The organism is Synechococcus sp. PH41509 (genome assembly GCF_020514285.1).
Taxonomy (GTDB): domain Bacteria; phylum Cyanobacteriota; class Cyanobacteriia; order PCC-6307; family Cyanobiaceae; genus Parasynechococcus.
This window is the reverse complement of sequence record NZ_VTLD01000024.1, coordinates 154,636-178,963: the sequence shown is the minus strand read 5'-3', so window position 1 is coordinate 178,963 and position 24,328 is coordinate 154,636. Positions and strand designations below refer to the sequence as shown.

The 24,328-nt window shown below is 56.3% G+C and carries 30 protein-coding genes and 1 riboswitch; of the genes, 14 read left to right on the top strand and 16 right to left on the bottom strand.

The features are described from left to right. The first annotated feature begins 34 nt into the window (after positions 1 to 34). Both FZZ88_RS09180 and FZZ88_RS09175 read left to right on the top strand, forming a co-directional pair. The gene (locus FZZ88_RS09180; RefSeq protein ID WP_166016644.1) at positions 35 to 214 is read left to right on the top strand and encodes a hypothetical protein; all 180 of its coding nucleotides are present in this window, start codon (positions 35 to 37) and stop codon (positions 212 to 214) included. Beyond that, positions 211 to 1,080 carry a sugar phosphate isomerase/epimerase gene (locus tag FZZ88_RS09175; protein ID WP_166016643.1) on the top strand — a complete coding sequence of 290 codons (870 nt, stop codon included), beginning with the start codon at positions 211 to 213 and terminating at the stop codon, positions 1,078 to 1,080. The genes FZZ88_RS09180 and FZZ88_RS09175 overlap by 4 nt, the downstream gene beginning before the upstream one ends. On the opposite strand, the gene FZZ88_RS09170 is transcribed toward FZZ88_RS09175, so the two are convergent. The 9 genes from FZZ88_RS09170 to FZZ88_RS09130 all read right to left on the bottom strand — a co-directional run bounded on the left by FZZ88_RS09170 (position 1,002) and on the right by FZZ88_RS09130 (position 8,288). Next, positions 1,002 to 2,072, bottom strand: coding sequence for an SRPBCC family protein (locus tag FZZ88_RS09170; RefSeq protein ID WP_166016642.1), 1,071 nt, complete (start codon positions 2,070 to 2,072; stop codon positions 1,002 to 1,004). The two genes, FZZ88_RS09175 and FZZ88_RS09170, sit on opposite strands and share 79 nt — an antisense overlap. An 8-nt stretch (positions 2,073 to 2,080) precedes the next feature. After that, entirely contained in the window at positions 2,081 to 2,836 is a 756-nt protein-coding gene (locus FZZ88_RS09165) for an ABC transporter ATP-binding protein (RefSeq protein ID WP_166016641.1), read from the bottom strand. Positions 2,837 to 2,839: 3 nt separating this feature from the next. Continuing rightward, on the bottom strand, positions 2,840 to 3,667 hold the full coding sequence (locus FZZ88_RS09160; protein WP_166016640.1) for an ABC transporter permease: 828 nt from the start codon (positions 3,665 to 3,667) through the stop codon (positions 2,840 to 2,842). Then, complete coding sequence (locus FZZ88_RS09155) at positions 3,667 to 4,668, bottom strand: ABC transporter substrate-binding protein (RefSeq protein WP_166016639.1); 1,002 nt, start codon at positions 4,666 to 4,668, stop codon at positions 3,667 to 3,669. The genes FZZ88_RS09160 and FZZ88_RS09155 overlap by 1 nt, the downstream gene beginning before the upstream one ends. Positions 4,669 to 4,706: 38 nt before the next feature. After that, the gene (gene hypB, locus FZZ88_RS09150; RefSeq protein ID WP_166016919.1) at positions 4,707 to 5,411 is read right to left on the bottom strand and encodes a hydrogenase nickel incorporation protein HypB; all 705 of its coding nucleotides are present in this window, start codon (positions 5,409 to 5,411) and stop codon (positions 4,707 to 4,709) included. 22 nt (positions 5,412 to 5,433) lie between these two features. Next, positions 5,434 to 5,832: a hydrogenase maturation nickel metallochaperone HypA gene (locus tag FZZ88_RS09145; protein ID WP_166016638.1), complete on the bottom strand. Its 399-nt coding sequence runs from the start codon at positions 5,830 to 5,832 to the stop codon at positions 5,434 to 5,436. Between the two features lie 3 nt (positions 5,833 to 5,835). Beyond that, complete coding sequence (speB, locus tag FZZ88_RS09140; RefSeq protein ID WP_166016637.1) at positions 5,836 to 7,026, bottom strand: agmatinase; 1,191 nt, start codon at positions 7,024 to 7,026, stop codon at positions 5,836 to 5,838. Between the two features lie 26 nt (positions 7,027 to 7,052). Then, positions 7,053 to 7,153, bottom strand: a riboswitch (guanidine-I (ykkC/yxkD leader). 474 nt (positions 7,154 to 7,627) lie between these two features. Further along, a complete protein-coding gene (locus FZZ88_RS09135; RefSeq protein WP_166016636.1) occupies positions 7,628 to 7,792 on the bottom strand; it encodes a hypothetical protein in 165 nt (54 codons plus the stop codon). A gap of 340 nt (positions 7,793 to 8,132) precedes the next feature. After that, on the bottom strand, positions 8,133 to 8,288 hold the full coding sequence (locus tag FZZ88_RS09130) for a hypothetical protein (RefSeq protein ID WP_226423622.1): 156 nt from the start codon (positions 8,286 to 8,288) through the stop codon (positions 8,133 to 8,135). 125 nt (positions 8,289 to 8,413) lie between these two features. On the opposite strand from FZZ88_RS09130, the gene FZZ88_RS09125 reads away from it, so the two are divergent. From FZZ88_RS09125 to FZZ88_RS09105, 5 genes are all read left to right on the top strand, one after another. Then, the gene (locus FZZ88_RS09125; RefSeq protein ID WP_166016634.1) at positions 8,414 to 8,713 is read left to right on the top strand and encodes a hypothetical protein; all 300 of its coding nucleotides are present in this window, start codon (positions 8,414 to 8,416) and stop codon (positions 8,711 to 8,713) included. 212 nt (positions 8,714 to 8,925) lie between these two features. Next, on the top strand, positions 8,926 to 9,111 hold the full coding sequence (locus FZZ88_RS09120) for a hypothetical protein (protein ID WP_115023459.1): 186 nt from the start codon (positions 8,926 to 8,928) through the stop codon (positions 9,109 to 9,111). Positions 9,112 to 9,221: 110 nt separating this feature from the next. Next, positions 9,222 to 9,434, top strand: a complete 213-nt coding sequence (locus tag FZZ88_RS09115; RefSeq protein ID WP_166016633.1) for a hypothetical protein — start codon at positions 9,222 to 9,224, stop codon at positions 9,432 to 9,434. A 69-nt stretch (positions 9,435 to 9,503) separates the two neighbouring features. Then, complete coding sequence (locus tag FZZ88_RS09110; protein ID WP_166016632.1) at positions 9,504 to 10,169, top strand: SDR family oxidoreductase; 666 nt, start codon at positions 9,504 to 9,506, stop codon at positions 10,167 to 10,169. A gap of 15 nt (positions 10,170 to 10,184) precedes the next feature. Next, positions 10,185 to 10,970 carry a J domain-containing protein gene (locus tag FZZ88_RS09105; protein ID WP_166016631.1) on the top strand — a complete coding sequence of 262 codons (786 nt, stop codon included), beginning with the start codon at positions 10,185 to 10,187 and terminating at the stop codon, positions 10,968 to 10,970. 232 nt (positions 10,971 to 11,202) lie between these two features. Here FZZ88_RS09105 and FZZ88_RS09100 read toward each other — a convergent pair whose 3' ends face one another. Next, positions 11,203 to 11,307 (bottom strand): DUF4278 domain-containing protein, encoded by a 105-nt coding sequence (locus FZZ88_RS09100; protein WP_166016630.1) that lies wholly within the window; start codon positions 11,305 to 11,307, stop codon positions 11,203 to 11,205. A gap of 575 nt (positions 11,308 to 11,882) precedes the next feature. Here FZZ88_RS09100 and FZZ88_RS09095 point away from each other — a divergent pair. From FZZ88_RS09095 to FZZ88_RS09080, 5 genes are all read left to right on the top strand, one after another. Next, positions 11,883 to 12,074 (top strand): hypothetical protein, encoded by a 192-nt coding sequence (locus tag FZZ88_RS09095; protein WP_115094203.1) that lies wholly within the window; start codon positions 11,883 to 11,885, stop codon positions 12,072 to 12,074. A 78-nt stretch (positions 12,075 to 12,152) separates the two neighbouring features. Next, on the top strand, positions 12,153 to 12,680 hold the full coding sequence (locus tag FZZ88_RS09090; RefSeq protein WP_226423621.1) for a hypothetical protein: 528 nt from the start codon (positions 12,153 to 12,155) through the stop codon (positions 12,678 to 12,680). A gap of 283 nt (positions 12,681 to 12,963) precedes the next feature. Beyond that, positions 12,964 to 13,095, top strand: a complete 132-nt coding sequence (locus FZZ88_RS12165) for a hypothetical protein (RefSeq protein WP_255453053.1) — start codon at positions 12,964 to 12,966, stop codon at positions 13,093 to 13,095. After that, positions 13,088 to 13,297, top strand: coding sequence for a hypothetical protein (locus tag FZZ88_RS09085; protein ID WP_166016629.1), 210 nt, complete (start codon positions 13,088 to 13,090; stop codon positions 13,295 to 13,297). Before FZZ88_RS12165 ends, FZZ88_RS09085 begins: the two co-directional genes overlap by 8 nt. Before the next feature lie 242 nt (positions 13,298 to 13,539). Next, positions 13,540 to 15,174 (top strand): FAD-dependent oxidoreductase, encoded by a 1,635-nt coding sequence (locus FZZ88_RS09080; protein ID WP_166016918.1) that lies wholly within the window; start codon positions 13,540 to 13,542, stop codon positions 15,172 to 15,174. Positions 15,175 to 15,176: 2 nt separating this feature from the next. Here FZZ88_RS09080 and FZZ88_RS09075 read toward each other — a convergent pair whose 3' ends face one another. Together FZZ88_RS09075 and FZZ88_RS09070 are read right to left on the bottom strand one after the other, a co-directional pair. Further along, a complete protein-coding gene (locus tag FZZ88_RS09075) occupies positions 15,177 to 15,359 on the bottom strand; it encodes a hypothetical protein (RefSeq protein WP_166016628.1) in 183 nt (60 codons plus the stop codon). Positions 15,360 to 15,760: 401 nt separating this feature from the next. Continuing rightward, positions 15,761 to 16,066 carry a hypothetical protein gene (locus FZZ88_RS09070; protein WP_166016627.1) on the bottom strand — a complete coding sequence of 102 codons (306 nt, stop codon included), beginning with the start codon at positions 16,064 to 16,066 and terminating at the stop codon, positions 15,761 to 15,763. 193 nt (positions 16,067 to 16,259) lie between these two features. On the opposite strand from FZZ88_RS09070, the gene FZZ88_RS09065 reads away from it, so the two are divergent. Next, complete coding sequence (locus FZZ88_RS09065) at positions 16,260 to 16,406, top strand: hypothetical protein (protein WP_166016626.1); 147 nt, start codon at positions 16,260 to 16,262, stop codon at positions 16,404 to 16,406. Positions 16,407 to 17,400: 994 nt separating this feature from the next. Here the strand turns inward: FZZ88_RS09065 and FZZ88_RS09060 are convergent. From FZZ88_RS09060 to FZZ88_RS09050, 3 genes are all read right to left on the bottom strand, one after another. Next, entirely contained in the window at positions 17,401 to 17,613 is a 213-nt protein-coding gene (locus FZZ88_RS09060) for a hypothetical protein (RefSeq protein WP_166016625.1), read from the bottom strand. 167 nt (positions 17,614 to 17,780) lie between these two features. Continuing rightward, positions 17,781 to 18,005: a hypothetical protein gene (locus FZZ88_RS09055; RefSeq protein ID WP_166016624.1), complete on the bottom strand. Its 225-nt coding sequence runs from the start codon at positions 18,003 to 18,005 to the stop codon at positions 17,781 to 17,783. Positions 18,006 to 18,205: 200 nt separating this feature from the next. Then, the gene (locus FZZ88_RS09050) at positions 18,206 to 20,650 is read right to left on the bottom strand and encodes a ligase-associated DNA damage response DEXH box helicase (RefSeq protein WP_166016623.1); all 2,445 of its coding nucleotides are present in this window, start codon (positions 20,648 to 20,650) and stop codon (positions 18,206 to 18,208) included. A gap of 130 nt (positions 20,651 to 20,780) precedes the next feature. Here FZZ88_RS09050 and FZZ88_RS09045 point away from each other — a divergent pair, with 130 nt between their 5' ends. Further along, the gene (locus tag FZZ88_RS09045; RefSeq protein WP_166016622.1) at positions 20,781 to 22,628 is read left to right on the top strand and encodes an alpha-amylase family glycosyl hydrolase; all 1,848 of its coding nucleotides are present in this window, start codon (positions 20,781 to 20,783) and stop codon (positions 22,626 to 22,628) included. A gap of 32 nt (positions 22,629 to 22,660) precedes the next feature. Here FZZ88_RS09045 and FZZ88_RS09040 read toward each other — a convergent pair whose 3' ends face one another. Continuing rightward, positions 22,661 to 24,319 (bottom strand): ATP-dependent DNA ligase, encoded by a 1,659-nt coding sequence (locus FZZ88_RS09040; RefSeq protein WP_166016917.1) that lies wholly within the window; start codon positions 24,317 to 24,319, stop codon positions 22,661 to 22,663. Positions 24,320 to 24,328 lie beyond the last annotated feature (9 nt).

Here is a 24,328-nt window from a genome sequence, read left to right as displayed (position 1 = left end):
TGCCCCTTCATACTGAGGCCGAAATCGTGCTCTGGTGGTGACCAGCTCTGTTCCCGGCGCTCCGGGCAACCCACGTCAGACCTCGTTGATCGCATCCTTGCGTGAGCGCTTCCGGTTGGCAGAACAGAACCGTGATGCCAAGGCCAAGCGGGCTCTCTTCCGCGAAGCGGTTTATCTCGGTATCCAGCCGCAGGTGTTTACAGAGATCCATTGAGCAGCTCAAGGTTGCTGCTGTTCAAAACACTGTGGGGCTGGACGGCGTCCCTGGAACAGGCCTGTTCATCGGCGGAAAGCGATCGGTTTGATGGCTTAGAAGTCAATCTCGACCACCCCTGTCTCGAGGCCCTTAATCCAGAAGCGATCCGACGCTGCGTCTCGGATGCAAAACAGCATCTGATTCTTGAAATTGTTACCGGGGGGGATTACACCCCCGATCTCAATGGCTCTCCATCACAGCATCTTGATCAAATTCAGCGCGGCTTGGAGCGGGCCATGGGGCTGGCCCCTCTCAAGATCACTCTGATCACTGGCAGCGACAGCTGGGATGAGGTCGAGCAGCATCGCTTTCTTGACAGCGTTCTGGATCAGATCGATGCCTGTTCCATTCCGGTGACGCTCGAGACGCATCGCAGTCGTTCTCTGTTCGACCCCTGGCGCATGCCGGCCTGGCTGGCCCGCCATCCACGCCTTCGGCTCACAGCGGATCTGAGTCACTGGTGTGCGGTATCGGAACGGATGATGTCGCCTGAGCTGCCCCCCATTCAAGCGATGGCCGCTCGGGTTGATCACATCCATGCCCGCATCGGCCATGCTCAGGGGCCCTCAGTCAGCCACCCTTTCGCACCGGAATGGGCCGAGGCCCTCGAGAGTCATCGCCGCTGTTGGCAGTTGTTCCTTGATAAGAGCGCAAGGCCCGAACTGCCGATCACGATGACGCCAGAGTTCGGCCCCGATGGCTACATGCCGCTTCATCCATTCACAGCTGAACCTCTTGCGGATGTTCAGCTCCTCAATGCAGAGATGGCCTCCTGGCTGCGATCCACAATGCTGATTCCTGCTGATCCCAACCGTTCTCGGTAGAGACCCTGCCAGTGCAGGATCCTTCGTTCCAGCCGATGCGGTGGCCCTGGCTTGAAATCGTCTTGATATCCCTGCTGGGCTGATTCAACCAAAGCCTTGTCTTCTTCCAGAAAGGTGAGCATTTCCCTCAGCCAAGCGTCGGCTGAGGCTGAATCCATGGCGTCGCTGGTTGCGAACAAGCGCAATTGCATCGTGCAGCGATCGGCTCGATCGGGCATAAATTCCAGAAACGCCAACCGTCCGTCTGGCCAGACCAGAAGATGGCTCCATGGCGGCAGCCCGAAGGTAAGGAAGCGTCCACCGTCTGGGTGAGGAGTTTCCAGAAGGTTGTTGTGCCGGCTGAAGCGATGGCGATAATCCCGCACTGGCCCTTGTTCGCGGTGCAGCGTTGTCGGATGGGCAATGGCGACGTGGTAGTCGTCAAGTGTGTTGTCGTGGGCGATCTTCCAATTGCAGGCCAGGTTGCTTCGGCTCTGCCGCAACAGATCGGATGCAGAGTTCCAGGCGCCTCCGGCTTCGGTATGAATCAGCTGCAGCTGCTCCTCGAGCGTTAGGGCCTGGTCGCTCAAAGCGATCCAGATCAGTGGGCCATCAATGCGGCAGGCAAGCTCTTGCAACCCCCATTCCTGCCGGTCAAAGTTCTGCTCAAATTCTGCTTGTCGTGCCGCCGCCAGCAGTTCCCCGCGCAGGTTGTAGGTCCAGCCGTGATAAGGGCAGATTAGGCGCCGACAGGGCTGCCCTGTTTCGGCCCCTGGCCGGAATGCAACACCGCGATGGGGACACCGGTTGCGAAAAGCACGGGGCTGTTCACCTTTAGGCCAAGTGAGCAGAAGTGGCTGATCCAGGATGGTGACTTCCAGTACCTCTCCTGGATGGAGGTAGCCGATACCTGCAACTGGATGCCAGTAATAGTTGGCGTAGGTGTGGCTGTCCCATTGGTGCATCGCGACGCCGCGGTACAGCGATGCTGGAAGGAACGGCTGATTCAACACGGTTTCACTCAGGACAGTGCCGGCTCCAGCTCTCGCATCGTGGCGGAGAGGGACCGACGCATTGAGAGGAAGTCGCTGCTTAGGCGCAGCTGATCAAGATCGGTTTTATCGAGATCAACATCGAGGGAGCGGATGATTCGCCCTGGATTGGGGGCAAGCACATGAACGCGCTGGGCCAACACCAAAGCTTCTTCCACGTCGTGGGTAATCAGCAGAACTGTCAAACCTGTTCGTTGCCAGAGCTTGAGAAGGAAGTCCTGCATCGATTCACGGATCTGTAAATCCAGAGCACCGAAGGGTTCATCCAGCAGCAGGATGCTGGGGTTGGTGGCGAGGGCCCGCGCGATGGCTACCCGCTGCTGCATTCCCCCCGACAGTTCGCGCGGCAATTTTGTGGCGGCGTCACTGAGCCCAACCACTTCGAGGAAATAGGCGGTTCGCTCCTTGATCTCTGCTGCTTTCATCCGCTGGAGTCGCATCCCGAAGGCAACGTTCTCAGCGGCGTTCAGCCAGGGATAGAGGCTGTATTTCTGAAACACCATGCCCCTGTCTGGCCCAGGGCCGGATATGGGTGTGCCGTCGACAGCGATGTTGCCGCTACTCGGGTGATCCAGACCAGCGATCAGCCGCAGAATCGTGCTCTTCCCAGACCCAGAGCTGCCCACCAGGGCCATGAAGTCTCCGGATTGCATGGAGAACGACAAGTGATCAAGGATCAATTTCTCCCCGAAACGCTTGCTGAGGTTGTTAACGATCAGTTCCATGGCTCACACCGCCCATTTGCAGCTGAGACGCAGCAACAGCCGGAATCCCATGTCGATGGCGAAGCCGATCAAACCAAGGACGATCAACTCGGCGAAAATCTGATCGGTACGGAAAAAGCGCTGAGCGAGCTGTATGCGTTTGCCGAGGCCCACTTCCGCGGCCACTAGCTCAGCCACCACAACGAGGTTCCAGGAGGTTGCGATGTTGATTCGCAATGTGTCGATGATGCTGGGCAGGCTGTAGCGGGCAACGACTTGCACCAGCACCTGCCGACTGCGACCACCCAGGGTGAGGGTGGTTTCAATGAGTTCCTTCGGAACGAACTTCACCGCATCCATCACCATCAGGATGTTGAAGTAAATGGTGCCGAGAAAAATCAGAGCGATTTTCGGCTCCTCGCCGATGCCCAGGTAGATGATCAGCAGAGGGATGAAGGCCGCTGCAGGCATGTAACGCAGCATGGCGATCAGCGGCTCGCAGATGGCGCAGATCGCCGGGTACACCCCCATGCAGATGCCGATCGGTACCGCCAGAAGTGTGGCCAAAAGAAATCCTCCGAACACACGGCCGGTGCTGGCGACGATGTCTTGAAAAAGGATTCCGCTCTCGGCCATGGAGGCCAGGGAGCGGAACACGGCCTGCGGTGAGGGCAGGAACTTTTCATCCACCAGGCCAAGGGAGGCGATGGCGGTCCAGAGCAGGAGGGGCACCAGCAGTGATGCCACCTGCAGACCGCCACGCACTGCCTTGGATGGCATGGCACCAAGGGTGAGGAGGGAGAGAAGACCAGTGCTTCTCCCCTTGCTGGCAGCGGCGGCCGTGGCAGTCATCAGGAGGCGGCGACCTTCTTGATGAAGCTGTCGTCAAACAGCTTGCTCATGTCTGGTTTCTCAGGGATGAAGCCCACTGAAACCATGAAGTCGGCCATCGAGTCAGCGGCGAATGGCATGAACTTCATACCCTCACCATCGCTGAAGGCCTCGAGGTTCTCCTCGATGGAGAAGAAGCGGGTGCCGTCCTTGTACTGCTCGTATTCCTCGGTGGGAATGCCGGCACGCTTGGCCATGATCGCCTCGGATTTTTCGGGGTTCTTCTCCATGAACTCGCGAACGTCCCACCAGGTCTTCACGATCTTCTGCACATCATCGGGACGGTCCTTGATCAGATCACCGCTGACGGTGAGCAGATCAGGAATTGCACCGGGGTATTCCTTAGAGCTGGCGATCACCTGAGCGCCTTCACGCTGCATCGCGGTGCCGGTGTAAGGAGGGAAGGCCCCAACGGCATCCACCTGACCGGCCGCGAAGGCAGTGGCTGCCTGATCGGTGGGCATGCCTTTGATCACCACGTCGTCGCGGCTAAGGCCAGCATCCTTGAGGGCAAGGCTGAGGAGGTAGTCGTCCACGACGCCTTCCTCAACAGCAACGGTCTTACCTTTGAGATCGGCGATGGATGTGATGGAGGCGTCGGCGATGATCTGGTCATTGCCAGCAGAATTGTCATTCACCAGAACCACCACTTCACCGCCGTTCTCACCCGGTAGGAAGGAAATGGTGTCGTTCAAGGTTTGGGAGTTGCCGTCGATCTTGCCTGCGGCGAAGGTTTCCATCGATTGCACATAGCCGTCGAACCACTTCATCTCCACATTCACGCCGTTCTTTTCGAACAGCTTTTCCTCCACGGCAATGGCCCACGGCCACCATCCGGCCCAGTTGCTGTAGCCCAAAACGATCGGTGTGCCGCCCACCGTCGGGGTAGAGGGTTTGGAGCAGGCGACGGCCAGCATGATGGCAAGGCCGGCGAAGAGAAGGTTGCGTAGTTGTTTGGTCATGGCATGGGCGTGAGGAACAAGACGTTGGATTGATGTGCTCAGGCGGTGGCCAGAGCAGGGGCTGTTGCGGTCCGGCTGGCGAGGGCTTGCCGCACCCAGATGTGCCAGGCATCCAGGCCTTCGCCTGTGAGGGCGGAGACCTCAATCACCGTGGCGTTGGGGTTGATGCTGTGGATGTTGCGGCGGATTGCCGCAACATCCACAGGCAGGTGGGGCAGAAGATCCACCTTGGTGATCAGCACCACATCCGCGTTGCGGAACATCAGGGGGTACTTGAGCGGCTTGTCGTCGCCCTCGGTAACGCTCAGCAACGCCACTTTGTTGTGTTCCCCAACGTCAAATTCCGCCGGGCAGACCAGGTTGCCCACGTTCTCCACGAGCAGCAAATCCAGCGCGGAAGGATCCAGTCGCTGTTGCAGCAACTTCAGGCCACCACTCACCATTGCCGCATCAAGGTGGCAGGCTCTGCCTGTGGTGATGGGGACGACCGGGATGCCAACGGCTTCCAAGCGGTCGGCATCCAGTTGGGTGGTCATGTCGCCTTCCAGCACGGCCATGCTGAGTTCGCGAGCCAAAGCTGGAAGGGAACGCTCGAGCAAGGCGGTTTTGCCTGCGCCCGGGCTGCTCATCAGGTTGAGGCAAAGCAGATCCCAGCTCTGGAAATGCTCGTTGTTGTGTTCGGCCTGATGGGTGTTGGCTGCAAGCAGGTTGAGGCCGAGGGTGTCCTCAAGAGGCATATGCATGGCAAAAAAGGGGGTATTGGTTTCAGCGCTGACGCTGGATTGGAACGGACTCAAGGGCAGCAGCGGCATCGCTGCGGTAATCGATGCTGCGGATGCGTAATTCCCTACCGCTGACGATCTCCTCTAGCGGGTGATCGCAGCAGGGAGAGCGGAAGGCGTTTTCGGGCACGGGGTCGTAGGTGTCATTGCAGATCAAGCAGCGGCCCACAAAGGGGATTTCCGTGATCGTGAGCCGGGATCCATCCAGCCAGGTTCCTTGCACTGCAGCGTTGTAGGTGGTCACCAGCTGATCGGGTTCAACGCAGGTGAATCGCCCAACATCGAGGTGAACGGTTTCGACCATCGCAGAGGTGTCCTCGCGACGGTTTCGCCATTCATTCAGGGAGATCAGCAGGCACTTGGTCATGTCGACTTCATGCATGGCCTATCTCCACTTCTGATCAACGTTCATGTTGCAGGTATCGCTGATCCAATCCGGCTTCTCTTTGCGGGGCAACTGACCGCTCACCACAAGGTGAGCCATGGTGTCGCAAATCACACGGGTAGCCATCAGGGAGGTCATGTCACTGATGTCGTAAGGCGGTGATACCTCAACAATTTCCAGACCGCAGACGGGAACGTTTCGCACGATCAGCTCGAGCAGCTTGAGGGCTTCCCGCGGCATCAGTCCACCCGGCTCGGGCCAGCCAGTTCCCGGCACGAAGCCGGCATCGATGCAGTCAATGTCGAAGGAGATGTAGACGCAGTCCGTGCCATCAGTGGCTCGCTCAATGGCGTACTGAGCTGCGGCTTCCAACCCCATTTCGGTGATGTCGGTCACCGTGAGCACATTGGTGCCCCGCTCCCTGCAGACCTTGACTCCTTCCCGAGGCACTTGCCAGCCACCAATGCCCAGCTGCACGAGATTTTCTGCCGGAGCATTGGCCATGTTTGTGGCATGGAACCACGGGCAGGTGTGCATCCGCTCGTCCAGGTCGATCTCCTGGGTGTCGACGTGGCGATCGAAATGGATGATTCCCACTTTTTTGTCGCCGAGATGGCGGCAGACCCCACGCACCGTGGGGAAACCGATCGAGTGGTCGCCACCGAGGATGATCGGGAAGGCGCCGCTGGAGAACACGTGGGCGATGCCTTTGGAGATCTGATCGAAGCTCTTCTCGTTGTTGGCAGGGATCGTGAAGATGTCACCCACATCGCAGAGGGTGATCTGTTCGCGTAGGTCCACCCCCATTTCGTAGTTGTAAGGGGTGTAGAGCGCTGAAATTCGTCGAATGCCTTGAGGGCCGAAGCGCGTTCCGGGCCGGTAGGTGGTGCCGCAGTCGTGGGGAACGCCAACGATGGCGACGTCGTAGTTGCCCACTTGGTTCACGTCTTCCAAGTAGGGCGCCTTCATAAAGGTGTTGATGCCGGCGAAATGCGGCAGCTCACCTCTGGAGAAGGTGGAGATGTTGCGGTCAACAATGCTTTCGGCTGCTTCGAGCCCGAAGCGTTTGGCCTGGTCAACTTCTTGCTGCCAGCCGGTGAGTGGAAGTTTGCGTTCTTTTTCGAGTGCCTGGATGCCTTCGCTGGGATGCGAACGCTGGAAGGCCCCCGAGGGGTCCGATGGGGATGGCATCAAACAAGGGAGTGTGCGTTAGGGCGGTCTCCCGGGCTTTTATCCCTCCGTGCAACCGGCAAAGCCGGTGGAAACCTCTTGGACCAGGCATCCCTGTGTAGAGATCGGAACCCTAGGTTTCATCCGCAATTTCACTGTCTGCGGCTTTGATGCTCTTCGGAGTGTGAACCGCTACAAATGATTGGTGTGGCTGGTTGTGCAGAACGATTCGGTTGAGTAACAACAGCTGCTAACAGCAGGTAACAACCCGAATCGGTGCATCAATCACTTTCCTTAGCGTTGTTCAACAAGAATGATTGCTGTGAGTGAATCTTTCGGAGGTCTGCCCAACAAAGAGTTGAGTTCTGGTGTGTCGCAATGGTGGCGTGAACGGGTTCAACACCTGATTGATTGCGGGCGGGCTGAAGACGCTCGGTGTCTGTATTTGGAGTTCGGAGAAGACAGCGCAGGAAGTCTGAACCTCTGATGACCACGCATAAAAAAGGAGGGTTCCCTAAGCCCTCCCAGAGTCGACGCATTACCCCTCACCGGGGTGCACTAAGTGTTACGTACTGAACAAAGTAGCGCTGTAAGTGTTGATACCTATTCCTGATTGTGTGGATCACCCTAAGGATTGTTCTTGGCGCCGCAGGGTCTCGTAGGCCTGCCAAAGGCCTTCTACTTCTGAGCACACCTCCTGACGATTGCAGACGCGATAACGGCCCTGGCCGATGGCATCAATTGTTGTGCCCTTGGAGGTGGCGCAGATACGACTGATGTTCGCCATGGAATTCCTTCGTTGGATCAAGGATCTACAGCCACGCGGGTTCCCCTTGCACGCTTGTTTTGCACTTCTAAATCTCTTCGCTGAAAGAAAAGAGGAATGGCTATGGGAGTGCCGTGATGCCTCCGTTGTGATTGATCGGCACATCAGTCGTGACCAAAAAGAAACCGGGCCATGCCCAGTTCCTTTGATGTTTGTGAGTTGCGTACAGATCGCTCAGGCTTTGGAGGGTTTGGTGGTGAGTGCAGCAGACATGGCTGTGGCCAGGAGCATGCATCCGGCGACGGCGAGGAAGCCCATGGTTCAGGAAAGAATGGCTTCGCCATCATTTCCACAGCTGGCGTCAGCTTTTGTTGCCGTTGTCACGGAATCCTGAAGATCCATCCTGGCGACCGTCCTCGGTCGTTTTTTGAGGCATGGCCTGGCGGTCTAGGCATGAGGAGCACAGCAATTTCCCCTTGTTGCGCCAGTAGGCCTCCATGGAGCGTTCGATGCGCATTGAGCATCCCTCACAGCGAAATAACGGCATCGACGATTTCGCGACGCCGCCCTTCTAACGCAATGGCCCTGCCGAACCGGTGTTCTCTGTGACGATGGGTGTGCTTCCGCCGCCCCAGCGTTGTGATGCAGCCATTGCGTGTGTTGCTGCTGATCCTGATTTCGCCTGTTGCCTTTGGGGCAACGCCTTTCCAGCCCTTAGATCGTGTGGAAGGGTGGTTGATCGAACGTCGTTTGGATGACATGCAGGATCCGATCTGCCGTGCGTCCATGCCAGGGCATGGCACCTGGTTCTCGGCAAGGGTCCGGATGGATCCTGATGATTTGGTTGTTGTTCCTGTCGGACTGCAACGACCTGATGAAGCTGCGCTGACCGCTGTTCGTGAGGCCCTCCAGCGCTGTCGCGAAAGTCTTCTTTATTTTTGAGCCGACAAAGCTTTGTGGCTGGTGGTGCCGTCGCGGTGAAATCAGGCTATGAAAACAGTGTCGGCCTTTGTAAAAAAAACGTCGACTCCTCACACCACCTGAGCCTCCGTTAACCGCGGGGGCTTTTTCTTGCCCCAATCCCGAACTACACCTTTTGATTTTGTGCTCAGCAAAAGTTTTGCGGTTGTGATGTTTTTAATGACTTTTGTCTGATGTATTGCATCGAGAGGCTTGATTCAGGTGGGCAATGGATTCAGGAGATCTGCTTCAAAACGGAGTTCAAAGCCTTTGTGAATGCCCGTACCAAATCACGCGCCACCTTGAAGACCTATCGCGTGGTTCATGCCACCTGGAATCAAGTGGTCACCGTTGTGCAGGGATCGGCTGAATCCTTTTGAATGGCTTTGATTTGGCGTCTTCAGTGCTGCTGTGATCCCGAAGACTTCAGGTCACTTCCTGGGATGAGGGATGTCCTGAGCCATAACCACTGGCCTCGGGGACTTTGGACATGATTCTCACGCGGTATCTCAGTAGCGAAGGTTGGGTGGAGGAGTGTTCCCATGCCCATGCTTTTGATGCCTACATCGACGCACGACGTCGCTGTGTTCTTCGAGGCTGCCCGTATTTACTGGTGAATGCGGAGACCGGCGGCACAATTTCGGTGCTCACTGTGAAGCAGTGTCTGCATCAGTACGGTGTTGATGGTGATCTATCCGATTGATCGAATCGTTTGATCTCTTGGGTGGATCGATGGAAGAGCCGGCAGGATGGCGGTGGCTGAAATTTCCCCATGTCGACGTTCCTGGTCACCGGCGCGAACCGTGGGATCGGGTTGGAATACTGCCGTCAGCTCAAGGCTCGGGGCGAGGAGGTGGTGGCGGTCTGCCGTCAAAGCAGTGATGAACTGGAGCATCTAGGGGTGCGTGTTGAAGCCGGCCTTGAACTGAGTGACAGCCAATGCATCGATGATCTGGTGCACCGCTTGGCGGGCTTGCCGCTAGATGGCGTCATCCTCAATGCTGGAATCCTGCAGTCGATGCGGTTGGCCGATCTGGATCCCACGGGGATCTTTCGGCAGTTTGAGGTGAATGCCCTTGCTCCTCTGCTGCTCGCCCGGGCTTTGGTGAATCAGATGCCCCGTGGTGCCAAGTTGGTGTTGATGACCAGCCGTATGGGCTCCATCGATGACAACACATCTGGAGGTTCCTATGGCTATCGGATGTCGAAGGTGGCCCTCAATATGGCCGGAAAATCATTGGCGATTGATCTGGAGCCACTCGGCATCGCCGTTGCACTTTTGCATCCTGGATTGGTGCGGACTCGCATGATCCAGTTCAATCCAAGCGGTATTGACCCGGAGCAGGCGGTGGAGGGTCTGTTGGCACGGGTTGATGCCTTGACCATGGCCAACAGCGGCAGCTTCTGGCATGCCAATGGTGAGCTGTTGCCGTGGTGAGACGGGAGAAACGCTTTGGGTTTTGATCCGCGTCACTGGTCTGGCGGACGTTCTGAACAACGGGTCACCAGCAATGTTGAGGCGTTGCTGGCGGAGAACGATGCCCTTCGACGTGAGGTGTTGCGGCTCAACCGTGAGTTGGACCGACTGCAGCGGCAGCAACGCCAACGCTTCCGAACCGAATCCACTTCCCACCGCTCTTGGAGCGAGCCGTCGGCGCAAGCTCCGCCGCGCATCAGCAGCCTCCAGGTGCAGGCTTGGGGCCAGTCGCTTGGACAGCAGCCGGGATGGAGTGCACTGCGTCAGCGCGGGTTGGAGTCTTTGATTGATCAGCTCAACCGCAGCAGTTTTCCCTCACATCTGACCCTTGAACAGCGACTCGATCGTCTGGTTCCTGGTTTAGGAACTGATCTGCGGGTGGCGGTGGGATCCAAGGCGAGTAAACAAACATCGGCAGTCCTGGCGGCGTTTGCGATGTTCGGCGTCCGGGCTAGCGAGTGGCTGGATGAGGATCCACGACGGGTGGTTGAACAGCTGCGTCAGCAACAGGAAAAATTCAGCTCCAAGCGGCAGGGACGTCGCACGCGAAGTGATCAAAGGCGAACAGATCGTGTGGACTTTGGACATCCACGTGATCCACGGCTTGCAGCTTTAGATGTCCTCGGGTTGGACGCCAATGCCTCACTCACCGAGATCAAGCAGGCTCACCGGAAATTGGTGAAAAAGCACCATCCTGACCTTGGCGGTTCGGCAGAGGCTTTTCGCAACGTCAACGAGGCTTATCAGTCGTTGGTCCAATAACGCCGTCCAGTCAGGACTGATCGCTTATGTCCGATGATTGTTGTGTTTGCGGTGGTGCCATGCCAGTGGAATTTGGGGTCATCTGTATTGGTGCAGGCATCGCCATTGCTGTCTCCTTGGGTGTGGCGGTTTGGTTTGAACGTTGGAAAGCCAAGCAACCTGATCCCACGACGAAACAGCCATAAAAAAAGCCCCGCCAAAGCGGGACTTGAGCGAACGTTTTTTGCTGTTGTCAGCGCGCGACTTTCTGACCGCGATAAATGAGAACAGAACGCTGGTTGCTGGAAGCAGCAGCGTTGTTCTTGGTGTACTTCTGGCCGCGATAGGTCAGGGTCATGATGGGTTCCTCGAAGCAAGCTCAGGTCCCCGTTCCATGGCCTGAATCGAACTGCGCCTCGCCTAAGGCGAGGTGAACGTAGTTGCGTAGCTGTTGCTACACAACCTTTATAGAGGCGATATCAACCCACGTGTCGTTCATGCTGTTACACAGCTGCAATCTTGTTTAGCCCAGGCCTGAATAACCCCGCTTGGATGCTATTTCAGCGGTTTTCATTCAATTGCTTCCGCGCCCGTTTGGCGGTGTATGCACCGGGCGAGGTTTGAGTTGCGGCGTTTTTTGAGCCGCCTTGGTGATGGACTGCAACAGAGTGGGGTAGGCAGTGGTTTGCGTCATCTCAGCGTTTCAGGAACTGTCTTCATCTTGTCGCTGCTTGGAGTGACGGAATGATGGATCGGCTACCGATCTGGCGGTTCAAGCTCTGACGGATTGTTCTGGACTCAAAGCTTCCATTAACTTGTTGCCATTGTGAACAGTTCGCCCGCAATTAAGTGATCTTTGATGCTTACTTAGTGTGAAGCTGCTAGCGCTAAGGGCCTCCGTTCGTACCGTGTAGGCACACGGTTTTAGATGTGATGAACAGCTCTCAGAGCAAAGATGATTGGGTGAAGGCACAGCAACACAAGCTTCATAAGCCCATTGATGTGGACACATTGATGTGGGTGCGAAACCGCTTAATGCGCTTGGAAGTGGAGGCGCGCTGGGCCGACCGCATTTGTGTGTTTGAGGAGTTCTTCCCGAATGACGCGATCATTCCGCGCATTTAACCGAATTCTGTTTTTGACTTTTTTGGGCCAAAAGGGAGGTGTGGCGAAAACCTGCACCAGTATTCATCTGGCCTGTGTATGGGCTTAACAGGGCATGTCGGTGTGTGTTATGGACGCGGATCGCAACCGTTCCGCAACCGCCTCTTCGCCCGAGGAATTCTCCCGTTTCAGGGGGTTCCATCCGAGGCTGCAGCGAAAGCCACGCGCCATGCCTCCGTGATCATCACGGAGGGTCAAGCCAGAAGCCATGAAGATGAACTCAACAATCTCTCAGTAGGTGCCGTCGAGTTCACGGTTGAACTCTCCTCAATGCTGCGGCAGATGGGCACCATGCATACCGCGTTGTTGGTGAAGGTGGATCGTCGTCAACAACCGCTTGCTCAGGATGCGCGCCAAATCTTGGATGGTTTTGGGGTCGATGTGATGCAGGCAGAAATCCCCCTGTTGGCTGCGTTTGAAAAAGCAGCGGTGGAGGGTCGGCCTATTGGCATGCGGCTGTTCAGATCACTGAACGCTTGTATGGCGATCACCCACGGCGTCGGTTGCCGATCGAACAGACAGGCCAATCGGTTGCCGCGATCATCGTTCCAATTGGTTGTTTGGTGATGGGCCGTAGTTCCTGGGTGAAAAATCCGACCCGTTGTTCAGCAGCTTCAACCTGGCAGCCCAATGATTTATCTGCCTCTTCAGCGCAACCTGCGGTGAAGTCCTCCCGAACTGTTGCCGTGCTCAACGCGAGCTCCTCTGGTGAAAAAGCATGATCGAAACCGTTGTGATGCTTGCGATCGGCCTGTCTATGGCCGGTGTTGTTCTGGGAACTCTCACCACTGACCAGTCGGTTTAAGTTCAGAGGCCGTCGCTGCTTTTGATGTCAGGTCTTTTCGCATTCATGCTCGGGCAGCTGGAGATCAGCAATCTCACCGCAGTCTTTCTGGCTTTGGTGGCGTTGGTGTTTGTGGGTAGCTTCGCTGTGGTGTCGTTGCAGACCGGCGAGCTAATCAAACCGCCTAAAAATGACTGAGACGCTCTTGGTCAACGGTCAGCAGGTTGTGCTGAAGGTGCCAAGCGACCGTGTTGTTGCTGAGCGGGTGGTGCGTCACATTCAACGGCGTATTCATGAGGACGACTGGAGGCCCTACACCTGCAAAGCCGATGCACTGCGGGCATGGGTCCGCTTGGGAGGCATCCGCGTGCAGGTTCTGCACGCCTTGAACTTGGTCTGATGACGAGCTGAATTTCAGAACGATCCAAGTAACTGAGTCATCGCTGCCGCTGCACCGATCCCCCCGAAGAACAACACCAAGGGAAGAAGAACAGGCCAGCGTGCAGTTGTGTCGGGATTCATCGGATGGTTTCGAACAATCGAGTCAACGCTATTGAGCCCTTCTGCTCAGTGGCGATGGCGACCGTTGCCGCCTCAGAGCTCCATGATGCGGAGACGGTTCACTCGATCTCTGAAGGTTCGATGCCTGAGCAATCCATGGTCACCCAGGGTGAGTCCTCCCATGTCGTGGTGATCGGTGCTGGCTGGGCGGGCTGGGGCGCTGCGAAAGCCCTCTGTGAAGCAGGCATGCGCGTCACCCTGATCGATGGGATGGCGGATCCATCAGGTCGTACGCCAACGCGCACCGCAACTGGCAAACCTTTTGAAGCCGGTACCCGTGGTTTCTGGAGGGATTACCCCAACATCAATGCGCTGACCCATGAGCTCGAGCTCGAGCATGTGTTTACCGACTTCACGACCAGTGCCTTCTGGTCTCCCGATGGTTTGGAGGCCACCGCACCGGTGTTTGGTGATGGGTGGCAACTCCCCAGTCCTTTGGGTCAGGCCCTGGCGACGGTCAAGAACTTCAAGCGCCTTCCAGTTGCCGATCGATTGAGTATCGCCGGGCTTCTGGTGGCGATGCTTGACCTCAATCGCAGTGAGGCAACATTCCGGCGTTATGACGCCATCGATGCGCTGACGCTGTTCCGCCAACTGAAGATCAGTGAGCGGATGATCAATGAGTTTTTGCGTCCGATTCTTCTGGTGGGGCTGTTCAAGTCACCCGAAGACTTATCCGCTGCCGTCACTATGGAGCTGCTCTATTACTACGCCTTGGCCCATCAGGACTCCTTCGATGTGCGCTGGATTCGTTCTGGGACCATCGCTGAGCGGTTGATCGCTCCATTGGCGGAACGCTTGCTGGACCGTTGTCAGCTCACAGTTCAGGGAGGCACGCTGGCAACTTGTCTCAATCTCGATCACAAGGCAGCAGCGATCCAGTCTGTGGAGGTCCGTTCTCCCGCAACGGGACGAACAAGGGTGATCGACGATGTCGATGCGGTTGTTCTGGCGGTGGGTTCCAAGGGCATGAATGCTCTGATGGAGCAGTCGCCGTGCTGTGCGGGAGCCCTACCGGAGCTGGTGGCTGCCGGTACATTGGGCGCGATTGATGTGGTGTCGGTGCGGTTGTGGCTGGATCGCTATGTCGAAGTCGACGATCCCGCCAATGTCTTCTCACGCTTTGCGCCATTGCAGGGTTCGGGCGCCACCTTCTTCATGCTCGACCAGCTGCAGAAAGAGGATGAAACGGATCTCTGGGGCGGTCGTGCTCCACAGGGGTCCGTCGTTGCCAGCGACTTCTACAACGCAACAGCGATTGCGGCGCTGAGTGATCAAGAGATCGTCGACACCCTGATGAAAGAGCTTCTGCCGCAGGCGGTGCCGGGTTTTCGGTTGGCGCGGGCTCTGGAGTTTGAGGTGCGGCGTTACCCGGGTTCGGTGTCCTTGTTCTCACCTGGCAGTTTCAGCCAACGTCCGCCGCTGCAAACATCGCTGCAATCCCTGGTCTGCGCTGGCGACTGGGTGCGGATGGGAGAACGCGAACACGGTGCCAAGGGACTGTGCCAGGAACGTGCCTATGTATGCGGCCTCGAGGCAGCCAATGCCTTGATCCGGAGTGGTGTGCTCAAAGGAATGGATCGCGAGACGACTCGAGAGCATGAAGTGCTTCCGATTCGTCCCGAAGAGCCCCAAGTGCTGCTGGGGCGGGTGATGAACAAACTCGTGATGGACCCGTTGGAGGCTTTCGGTATCCGGTGGCCTTGGATGCCCTGAGCTCAGAAATTCAGCTGACCGGAGAGCCAAAGTTCCTGCCAAGACCCTTGGGCTGCAGCACTTAACGCCATGAAGATGGTCACGCTGATGCCGCCGAGGGTTAGACCCACCCCCATCATGATCAGGGCAGTTAGCCCTTCTGCCTGGGTGATTGGTTGCTTGTCGAGAAAGCGACGCTTGGCCATGGCTGCGGATCCGATGCCCCCGTTCTGCATCGGCCTCCGGGGTCTTGGCAACTGGCCTTATCACTCATTTATGCAGAGTTGATGCAACACCCGATGGTTGGGGGCTGAGTTGACGTCGCCCCATTGGGTTTCATCATGCAGCTATGACTGGTCTGATCTGTGGCATGACAGCCCTGTGGCTCCACTCTTGGTGGTGTTGCAGAACAACCAATTCGCCGGCGGTCAAACGAAGCTGGCCCTATCCACGTTCCTGGAAAAACAGCTCTGATCTCTACGCAAGGCCCTGTCGTCGGCATCGCCATCTCAGAGCGCGCACCCAATTGACTGCCCGCAGTCGCCGCTTCGCCGCTGCACCCTGAAGCGATCGAAAGCCTCCCTTTTTTGCTTGGCTCCGCTTTGCTTCAAGTGAGCGATGAGAACCTCAGTTCAAAGACCTTGCTGGGCTCGTGTAAACCATGGATTTTCACAGGAAACATTGCGGGTCGTTGTTGTTTCCATCGTGTCCAAGGTCGTTGGGATTGAGGAGCGACATCGGGTTGGCGTGAGATCTGCACTGATGTCGCCTCTTTGTTCTTGGCTTGCTGCTCCAGTTCGGCACTGAGGAAGAGTCCTGCAAGGGAAACCATCAGTATCGTCAGGATTGCTGCGAAGAGATACATGGTCGACCGAGCAATGGCTTGTTCCTGTTGCTTGCTCAGGTCACTCATGGTCTCGGCCAAGATCTGACAGAGGTGTATCAGCCCAAACTCTTGGCTGCGATTACAGAGAATTTCGTTTTGTGTGCGGACCTGAAGTCGACGTCGTTCGTCGCAGACGCGTTAGGCCTTTTCACCCGTAGTCACAGTCTTGGTAGCTTTCGTTACTAAAATTCGTTAAGATCCTCGAACCGGCGCATGCAGCTTGAACGGCAGTCAATCGATCGAGGTCATCAGAGAGAAGCGTCGTCAGCAGCTGATGGGTCTGTCGTTTGTGGCTGCAGCAGTTGGTGTGCTGACGCTTTTGACGATGCGTCTTGGCTCCTGTTGTTCCTGGTTCGGCACGCACTGACCGGTATTGACCTCGATCAAGGGGCTTCTGCTCATCCCCTGCATCTGGTGTTTTTTTCAGGTTAGCCCCGCCTCTGAGGGGTAATGGCGCTAGATGTGGTGCTCCGTGTCTTGCTTGACGATGCAGGGCCGGTATCCTTCAAATATCCCCCATCACCTGGCTCCAGTCCGTTCGGCTGGGGCTTTTTTGTTGTCCAGCGCAGAAAGTTGTAACCAAGCAAACCAATCTCTGATTTTCTTAAGTGACAAGGGTCGGGTTTGCCGGTTCCTACCAGGCTGGGTTCCTTAGCTTGTTGCCCCCTAGACAGCTCTAGATGTCCCCCGCAGAGCTATCGAGCATCAAATGGGAGCCGGATGGGGAGATGTCTGCCCAAGACACCTGGATCCTTGTGAAAAAGCTCACCAAAGTGGAAGAGCAAGACAAGGCTTCTAGCTTGTTGCATTTGTCGTCGAAACACAGCCACTCAAAGCGATCCAGCCGTCGCTGAGGTGAATTTTTCTGATCAGCACGCGTCCCCTTAAATCTTTTGACGAAGCATCAGGTGAGGGCTCACTGACCTCCTGATTCACGAACGATTGTTGTGCACAACATGAGTGAACACTTCATTGAACCTTCCTCCAAGGAGGTTTTTCGTGGGGCTCAACAGTGATGCTGCTGCTTGTACTGGGAACGATCGCTCTCGGCACAGTTCTGGGAATGTCGTACCCAGTGATGTAATTGCTCTGGAAGCAATATTCTTCAGCAGGGTGAGCCCGATATCCAATCGCTCATAACCCTGCTGATGCTCGCTGAAGAGGGTGAGTCCATCGAGATTGCAGCTACCAACTACGGTCGACACTCCAACGGTGCAAACCAAAAAAGACGCCTGACTTTCAGCTCACTACAGGAGTGGCGGACGTCAGTCATGAGAGTGCTCACCCCATTCCTGTCGTGGCTGGGCCGGCCTCTCAACCCTGCATCAAAACAAGGGTTTCAGCATGAACAAACAAATGCTCTAGGTCGTCTTGTCTTCAGGAAGGGAGGCCTTCCCCTTTGGCGTAACGCTGTCTTGAAGGGCTCGTTCCAAGTGATCGACATGACGTTCTAAAGCGACGACCTTCTTCTGAAGTTCTTGCTCGCGGATATGTTCAGCCTCATCGAGGTGCTGACGGCCCCCATTCATCATTTCTGTATAGGTCAGTGCTCTGGGCTTCGTTGGTTCAGTCATCAGTTCTGAAGTGCCAGGGCTCGCTCTCCCAATTCACCGGGCTGCAGCTTGATCATGCTGACGGGCTGAGCCTCATCGGCGTATTCAGCTGTAACCGCTTGCATCTCATCGTTATTCCACATCCAGGACACTTGTAAGCCAAACCCCTGCTTTTGGACACCCTTGGATCAAGCCGCCGAGTGGTCTGCGGTCTCTTGCAAAGCTTTCTCCTGCAGTTGCTGCACTGCACAGATGGCTTCATGAGCAGGCCACCCATGGCGATTCATCAGCTCCTCCACCAGGTAGTCCGGTGAGTTGGAGATTCGTGCATTTAATTCAGCCACTGCTCTGTTATCGCGGGCTAAAGCAGAGAGCCGAAGTGATCGGAGTTGTCGAGCGTTCGGCTGTTTCATCCCCTCACTCTGCCCGTTGGTGGTTCGATGCCTTGGGGTGCCTCGACCTCTGATGTTGCTGCAGGGGCTCAGAACAACTGCAATGACTTCGCTTTGCTCGCTTCTAAGTGCTGCGATCTGTCGATGTACTTTTCACAGCAACTGCAGAAGCAGGCTTCAAAGAACCGCTTCAGTCAGCTAAGCCAATTGCTGATTGCTCACTATTCCTCCTTGCGGAGTGCCTCATCTCTCATCCGCTGAACCCGTTCTAAAACGGATTCATTGCTCATTCTGTTGTTGAGGCGTTCCACCAGCAGCGGAAAGGCCAGCGGGCTGGGCCGTGGTGTTTCAACGTGCAGCCATTCCTGGTTTGCAGCACGTTCTAAGGCCGCCTCCAGTCGGGAGATCTCCAACTGGTCGTCGAGCACCTCCTGTTGTGCCTGCAGCAACAAGCGGTTGTGTGGCTCATGGCGGGTGAACACATCGAACAGCAGCGAGGCACTGATTTGAAGCTGTCCAGTGCTCTTGCTTGATCCGGGGAATCCTCGGTTCATCAGGCCAGCGATCTGGGCAATAGCGCGGAAGCGTCGCCGTTGCAGCTCGGAAAGATTGAGGGCATTTTTCAGATCCAGCTCCAGCTTTTGGCGATCAAGCAGCAGATCGATGTGGTCCTCCAGCAGCTCCGCCATGGGGTAGCTCTTCGGTGCCAAAAGCTCAAAGCCGTAGTCGTTCACCGACACTGTGATGGTGCCGCGTTCCAGACGGGTTAGCCGCGAAGCCCAGAGAAAGCCGATGCCTTCATGCACGAACCGACCTTCAAAGGGGTAAGCAAAGAGGTGCGTGCCTTCCCGGGTGCGACAGGTCTCGATCAACAGCTGACCAACCGTCGGCAGCACGGAGAGGTCCTGTTGCCTCTCAAACAGAGGTTTCAGCGCTTGTAGTTCGGCGTTGTCGAGATCTCCACGGCTGGCTCGGTCCACTTCCAGACGCAGGTGATGGGTCAACAGATCGGAAAGCGCCATCTGTCCACCAGCCCAGGCGGGAACCGTGCGCGTTTTTTTTGTGCTCACCTTCACGTAGGCGGTCATGTCCCGCAGTCGCACAAATTCCAGCTGTCGTCCGGAGAAGAAGAACACATCCTTCGGTTTCAGTTGGCTGATGAAGGTCTCTTCCACATGGCCAAGGACGGCACCACGTGCAAAACGCACCGTGATTGCCGGTGCGGCCGTGATCGTTCCGACGTTGAGACGGTGCAGACGTGCGATGGCACTCTCTCGAACTCGGTATCGCTGGCTCGTCTTCTCCCATTCGAGCTTGCGGTAGCGGGGATAGGCCCCGAGGCATTCCCCGCCCTTCTCCAGGAACAACATGCACCAGTCCCAGTCCTCCTGGCTCAAATCGGCATAGGCCGCACAGCTCCGAACGGCCTGCAAGGTCTGTTCGGGATTGAATCCAGGGCCGCAGGCCAGCCCTGTGAGGTGTTGCAGGAGTACATCCAAGGGGGCTTTCGGAGGTTTGCGTTGTTCCACCAGACCTTCCGCCAATCCGCGACGCACAGCACTGAGTTCGAGCAGTTCCAGGGCGTTGGTTGGCATGAACAGCACCTGGGATGTTCCGCCTGGCAAGTGCGCTGATCGTCCCGCCCGCTGCAGCAGTCGCGCCAGATTCTTGGGGCTGCCGATCTGCACCACCTGTTCCACCGGTTGGAAGTCGACCCCAAGATCCAGAGAGCTGGTGCACACCACCCAGCGGATGCTGCCGGCTTTCACGGAGGCCTCGATGGCTTCGCGTTCGTTCCGATCGATAGCGCTGTGGTGCAGGGCCAATCCCTCCTCCATCTCCGGGCACGCGAATCGCAGACACTGGTGCCAACGCTCCGACTGATTACGGGTGTTGGTAAACAGCAACGTGCTGATTCCAGGATTCAGACGGGCCACCAGCTCTTCGTACATCCGCAACCCGAGGTGCCCGGCCCAAGGGAAGCCATCGATCGTCTCGGGAAGGATGCTCTGGATTTCAGTACTGCGGGCCGGGGCTCCTCCGATCAGCTGCGCTTCCCCTGCCGTTCCAAGGGCATGGCGTGCCGCCTGGTCGATGTTGCCGATGGTTGCACTGATTGCCCAGGTCTGGAGCTTGGGTTTGAGCTGGCGCAACCAGCACAAACACAGTTCTGTCTGGCTGCCCCGTTTGCTGCCCATCAATTCATGCCATTCGTCGAGGATCACCGTCTGGAGCTGACCGAACAGCTCTTCAGCCTTGGCATTGCTGAGCAGGAGAGCGAGGGATTCGGGAGTGGTGACCAGGATCTCTGGTGGTGCCTTGAGTTGCTTGGTGCGCTCGCTACTGCTGCTGTCGCCATTGCGGATGCCAACCCGAAGTGGCCAACCCATCGCCTCGATCGGTTCGCTGATCGCCAGAGTCAAATCGCGGCTCAAGGCGCGCAATGGCGTGATGTACAGCAGGTGTATTCCTTTCAGTGATTGCTCGTCCGCCAACATCCGCGCGATGGGTCCCATAACGGCGGCAAAGGTTTTGCCGGACCCCGTGGGCACTTGAATCAATCCGCTGCGTCCTGCGAGGTAGGCCTCCCAGGTCTTTTGCTGAAAGGGCAGGGGCTCCCAGCCCTGCCGCTCAAACCAGTCGAAAACGGGTTGGAGGCTTTCCACAGGGGGAGGTTTGCCGATGGAACGTCACGAAATCTTGGCTTCTGCAGCTCTTCAGCGTGAAACTTTGCCGGTGTATGGGCGGAACTGTCAGGTCTTGTCAGCATTCAAGGCAAAGCCTTGTCTTTGACACATGTCGAGCCTGTCGGCCTCCGATCTCACCAAAGGTCTCTTCGATTCCCCGGTAGATTTCCGTTCGGAAGTGATTTACTTCCTGATTGTTGATCGCTTTTACGATGCCACAAGCGATGAGGAAGAGAGGCAGGGCGTCTGGGATAGAGGCTCTAAGGAAGGTCTATACGACAAAACTTGGACGCAATGGGGGAAATACTGGGGCGGAAATCTTCTCGGTATTGTAGATAAGATTCCATATCTTAAAGAGCTTGGAGTTACGGCTCTTTGGCTCTCACCTTTGTTTGAGCAGGTGGATGATATGCAATATGATCGTGCGCCAATGCACGGTTACTGGACGAAGGATTTTAAGCGAATTAACCCAAGATTTTTGCCGACTGGGGAGTTAAATAGTCTCTCTAATTCATCAACATTGCGTCGGCTCATTGATGAGCTTCATGCCAATGGAATCAAGTTGGTTCTTGATGTCGTCTGCAACCATAGTTCGCCTGATGTGAATGGTTCAAAAGGTGTTGTGCTGGATGACGGTAAGCCACTGGCTGATTTCAACCTTGATGACAAATGCTTTTATTATCACGAGGGAGAAATTACGGACTGGGAGGATGAGTATCAGTTGATCCATCTGGAGATGATGGGTCTAGCGACGTTTAATGAGAGAAATGTTGACTATCGAAACTACATCAAGTCTGCTATTCAGATGTGGCTTGATTCCGGAGTGGATGCGCTGCGTGTGGACACACTGAAGCATATGCCGATCTGGTTTTGGCAAGAGTTCACCACGGCCATGAAGGCTCATAAACCTGGCTTATTCATGTTCGGTGAATATGGATTCAGTAAGCCTTGGGAGCAGCGTTCCGTTGAATACGCTAACAATATTGGGATGTCGATACTCGACTTCGGTCTATGCGATGGCATTCGTTTCTGCTTCTCAGGGCAAGAGCCAGGTGGTTTTCATCAGGTTGAGAGGGTTCTTGCTTACGACAATGTTTATCACCGTGCCAACGAATTGGTGACCTTTATCGACAACCACGATATGCCGCGGTTCTTGTCGATTGTTCCGGATTCACGCAAGTTGGATTTGGCACTGGTGCTGTTGTCGACACTGCGTGGTGTTCCTTGCCTCTTTTATGGCACGGAGCAGTATCTCAACAATGGGACCAATGGCGGTGAAGATCCCTATAACCGCCCCATGATGGAATCCTGGGATACCAGCAGCCATTCTTTTGTGTTGGTTCAGACGTTACTCAATCTGCGTCGTCAAAATCAGGCTCTTGCCCTTGGTTCGCATCACACGGCATGGATGAATGATGACTTTTATCTCTTCACTAGGAATTTCCGTGATTCAGCAGTGATGGTGATGGTCAACAAGGCCGACCAGGATCATGTTGTTAACGCTGAAAATATTCAGATGCCCGATGGAACTTACCAGTGCTTGCTCACTGGTTATCCGCTCAACATTCAGGGAGGGCGGCTCTCCGGCTACACGGTGCATGGCAATTCGGCCATGGTGATCAGTTGTGAGGGCAAGCCTGTCGAAGCACCTTTGGTGGTTGTGTTCCAGATCAACGGATTCGCAACCCAGCCCGGACAGTCACTCGCGATTATTGGGGACTGTGATGAACTCGGGAATTGGGATCATGCCAAGGCCTATGGTATGGAATATGTCAACGACAACACCTGGGTTGCGACTGTTGGTTTTCATCCTGATCAGGCCTTTTTGCTCAATTACAAGTTCATTGTGCGTCAGGCCAATGGAGAACCGATTGTTGAGTATCTGATCAACCGACGCACCATGCTTCCTCAAAGCGGCCGGATTGCTATCGACTGCTTCTGGAACACCAACAACTGAGTCCAGCATCTGCCCTCCTCGTCAACGTTTGGTCATACCCGTTTGCTCATCAGCTGTCTGGCGGTATCGAGTCGATCTGCCTCCTTGGCTGTCTTGTCGCGTCGCCAGCGCAAGATGCGCGGGAAGCGAACTGCGATACCTGATTTGTGGCGCTTGGAGGGATGAATGCCCTCGAAACCGATTTCAAACACCAGTTCGGCTTTGACTAACCGCGCTGGGCCGAAGCGCTGCAAGGTGTTGCGACGGATCCATCGGTCAAGCTCAAGGATTTCGGCATCGTTCAGGCCGGAATAGGCCTTGGCGAAGGTCACCAGTTGCAGTTCTTCAGCGTTGGTCCAGAGGCCAAAGGTGTAATCAGTGAACAGATTGGCGCGACGTCCACTGCCTGCCTGGGCATAGAGGAGCACCGCGTCGAGGGTCATCGGGTCAAGTTTGTGTTTCCACCAGTTGCCGCGTTTTCGTCCGCTCAGATAGGGAGATTCAACGTGTTTGAGCATCAGACCTTCGGCGTTGTGTTGACGGGCCTGGTTGCGTTGTTGATCCAGGTCTTCCCACTTCTCCATCGACCATGACCGGCTCTGCTGCAACCGCCACGACTCGGGATGCTCGATCTTGCCAAGCAGGTCAGCCAGCTGATCCTGGCGCTGCCTCAAGCCCTTTTGGCGGATGTCGATGGACTCATGTTCCAGCAGGTCGTAGGCGATGAATCGCATTGGGCATTCCCGTTTCAACGTTGCTCCAACGGTTTTGCGTCCTAGCCGTCGTTGCAGCTGGTCAAAGCCAAGCGGTGTTGCCTCGTTTTGCTGCCAACAGATCACTTCTCCGTCAAGAACAGTGCCAGAGGGCAATGCCTGGGCGACATCCACCAGTTCAGGGAAGCTGTCGTTGACCAGCTCTTCCCCACGACTCCAGAGATAGACCCCTCCACCGCGATGAATCAGCTGACCGCGGATCCCATCCCATTTCCACTCGAGTTGCCAATCGTTTACAGATGTCTTCCGAAGCCGTTCGGGTTCCAGGGGGCTGGCGAGATAAAAGGGGTACGGCGTGCCACTGGAGAGGTGCTCATCCGGCGTCGCAGGGGCGGTGAGTTGAACGAATCGCTCAGCGGAGGGCTCAAACCCGCCCATCAGCCGTTGCACCACCAGACTCTCTTCGAGATCAAACGCCTCGGCAATGGCGCGACTGATCAGTCCAGTCGACACGCCGACACGGAACCCCCCTGTGAGCAACTTATTGACGATGAAGTGCTGGTCGAGCGGGGTGCTGTGCCAGAGCCAGATCACCGCATTGGATTGGTCATCGTCGCTTCTGGCGCTGATGGCCGGCAGCAGTGTTTCCATCCACCAGCTGAGGGGCATGTCCCCCTTTCCGCTGGGCAGGCTTGGATCCGTTGCTTCAATGCGCTTTTGCACGGCGGGCCAGAGCAGGCTGATGGTTTCAGCTGAGTCGCCCACTTGGCCGTAGCAGTCGTCGATCAGCCAATCCGGAAGACCGCCCCGGTCACGAAGGATGTCGCGGAGGCGGCGACCGGTGATCAAGCGGCGGCGGCGTTTGCCCAACAGGAGCATCAACGCCCAGGCCGCTTCCCCTGGATCGACCTCCTGAAAGTGATCGACCAGCGCCTGCACCTTCGCCTTGGTGCTCGTGACCTGATCCAGCTGATTGAACAGGTCCTGAAAGGCCCGCATGCGCGCTTG

What these genes read in the sequence shown, in the direction of transcription:
- FZZ88_RS09165 (WP_166016641.1), bottom strand. Translation starts at nt 2,836, where the DNA reads ATGGAACTGATCGTTAACAACCTCAGCAAGCGTTTCGGGGAGAAATTG.
- FZZ88_RS09160 (WP_166016640.1), bottom strand. Translation starts at nt 3,667, where the DNA reads ATGACTGCCACGGCCGCCGCTGCCAGCAAGGGGAGAAGCACTGGTCTT.
- FZZ88_RS09155 (WP_166016639.1), bottom strand. Translation starts at nt 4,668, where the DNA reads ATGACCAAACAACTACGCAACCTTCTCTTCGCCGGCCTTGCCATCATG.
- hypB (WP_166016919.1), bottom strand. Translation starts at nt 5,411, where the DNA reads ATGCATATGCCTCTTGAGGACACCCTCGGCCTCAACCTGCTTGCAGCC.
- FZZ88_RS09145 (WP_166016638.1), bottom strand. Translation starts at nt 5,832, where the DNA reads ATGCATGAAGTCGACATGACCAAGTGCCTGCTGATCTCCCTGAATGAA.
- speB (WP_166016637.1), bottom strand. Translation starts at nt 7,026, where the DNA reads ATGCCATCCCCATCGGACCCCTCGGGGGCCTTCCAGCGTTCGCATCCC.
- FZZ88_RS09135 (WP_166016636.1), bottom strand. Translation starts at nt 7,792, where the DNA reads ATGGCGAACATCAGTCGTATCTGCGCCACCTCCAAGGGCACAACAATT.
- FZZ88_RS09130 (WP_226423622.1), bottom strand. Translation starts at nt 8,288, where the DNA reads ATGCGCATCGAACGCTCCATGGAGGCCTACTGGCGCAACAAGGGGAAA.
- FZZ88_RS09125 (WP_166016634.1), top strand. Translation starts at nt 8,414, where the DNA reads ATGCAGCCATTGCGTGTGTTGCTGCTGATCCTGATTTCGCCTGTTGCC.
- FZZ88_RS09120 (WP_115023459.1), top strand. Translation starts at nt 8,926, where the DNA reads ATGTATTGCATCGAGAGGCTTGATTCAGGTGGGCAATGGATTCAGGAG.
- FZZ88_RS09115 (WP_166016633.1), top strand. Translation starts at nt 9,222, where the DNA reads ATGATTCTCACGCGGTATCTCAGTAGCGAAGGTTGGGTGGAGGAGTGT.
- FZZ88_RS09110 (WP_166016632.1), top strand. Translation starts at nt 9,504, where the DNA reads ATGTCGACGTTCCTGGTCACCGGCGCGAACCGTGGGATCGGGTTGGAA.
- FZZ88_RS09100 (WP_166016630.1), bottom strand. Translation starts at nt 11,307, where the DNA reads ATGACCCTGACCTATCGCGGCCAGAAGTACACCAAGAACAACGCTGCT.
- FZZ88_RS09095 (WP_115094203.1), top strand. Translation starts at nt 11,883, where the DNA reads ATGAACAGCTCTCAGAGCAAAGATGATTGGGTGAAGGCACAGCAACAC.
- FZZ88_RS09090 (WP_226423621.1), top strand. Translation starts at nt 12,153, where the DNA reads ATGGGCTTAACAGGGCATGTCGGTGTGTGTTATGGACGCGGATCGCAA.
- FZZ88_RS12165 (WP_255453053.1), top strand. Translation starts at nt 12,964, where the DNA reads ATGCTCGGGCAGCTGGAGATCAGCAATCTCACCGCAGTCTTTCTGGCT.
- FZZ88_RS09085 (WP_166016629.1), top strand. Translation starts at nt 13,088, where the DNA reads ATGACTGAGACGCTCTTGGTCAACGGTCAGCAGGTTGTGCTGAAGGTG.
- FZZ88_RS09080 (WP_166016918.1), top strand. Translation starts at nt 13,540, where the DNA reads ATGCCTGAGCAATCCATGGTCACCCAGGGTGAGTCCTCCCATGTCGTG.
- FZZ88_RS09075 (WP_166016628.1), bottom strand. Translation starts at nt 15,359, where the DNA reads ATGGCCAAGCGTCGCTTTCTCGACAAGCAACCAATCACCCAGGCAGAA.
- FZZ88_RS09070 (WP_166016627.1), bottom strand. Translation starts at nt 16,066, where the DNA reads ATGAGTGACCTGAGCAAGCAACAGGAACAAGCCATTGCTCGGTCGACC.
- FZZ88_RS09060 (WP_166016625.1), bottom strand. Translation starts at nt 17,613, where the DNA reads ATGACTGAACCAACGAAGCCCAGAGCACTGACCTATACAGAAATGATG.
- FZZ88_RS09055 (WP_166016624.1), bottom strand. Translation starts at nt 18,005, where the DNA reads ATGAAACAGCCGAACGCTCGACAACTCCGATCACTTCGGCTCTCTGCT.
- FZZ88_RS09045 (WP_166016622.1), top strand. Translation starts at nt 20,781, where the DNA reads ATGTCGAGCCTGTCGGCCTCCGATCTCACCAAAGGTCTCTTCGATTCC.
- FZZ88_RS09040 (WP_166016917.1), bottom strand. Translation starts at nt 24,319, where the DNA reads ATGCGGGCCTTTCAGGACCTGTTCAATCAGCTGGATCAGGTCACGAGC.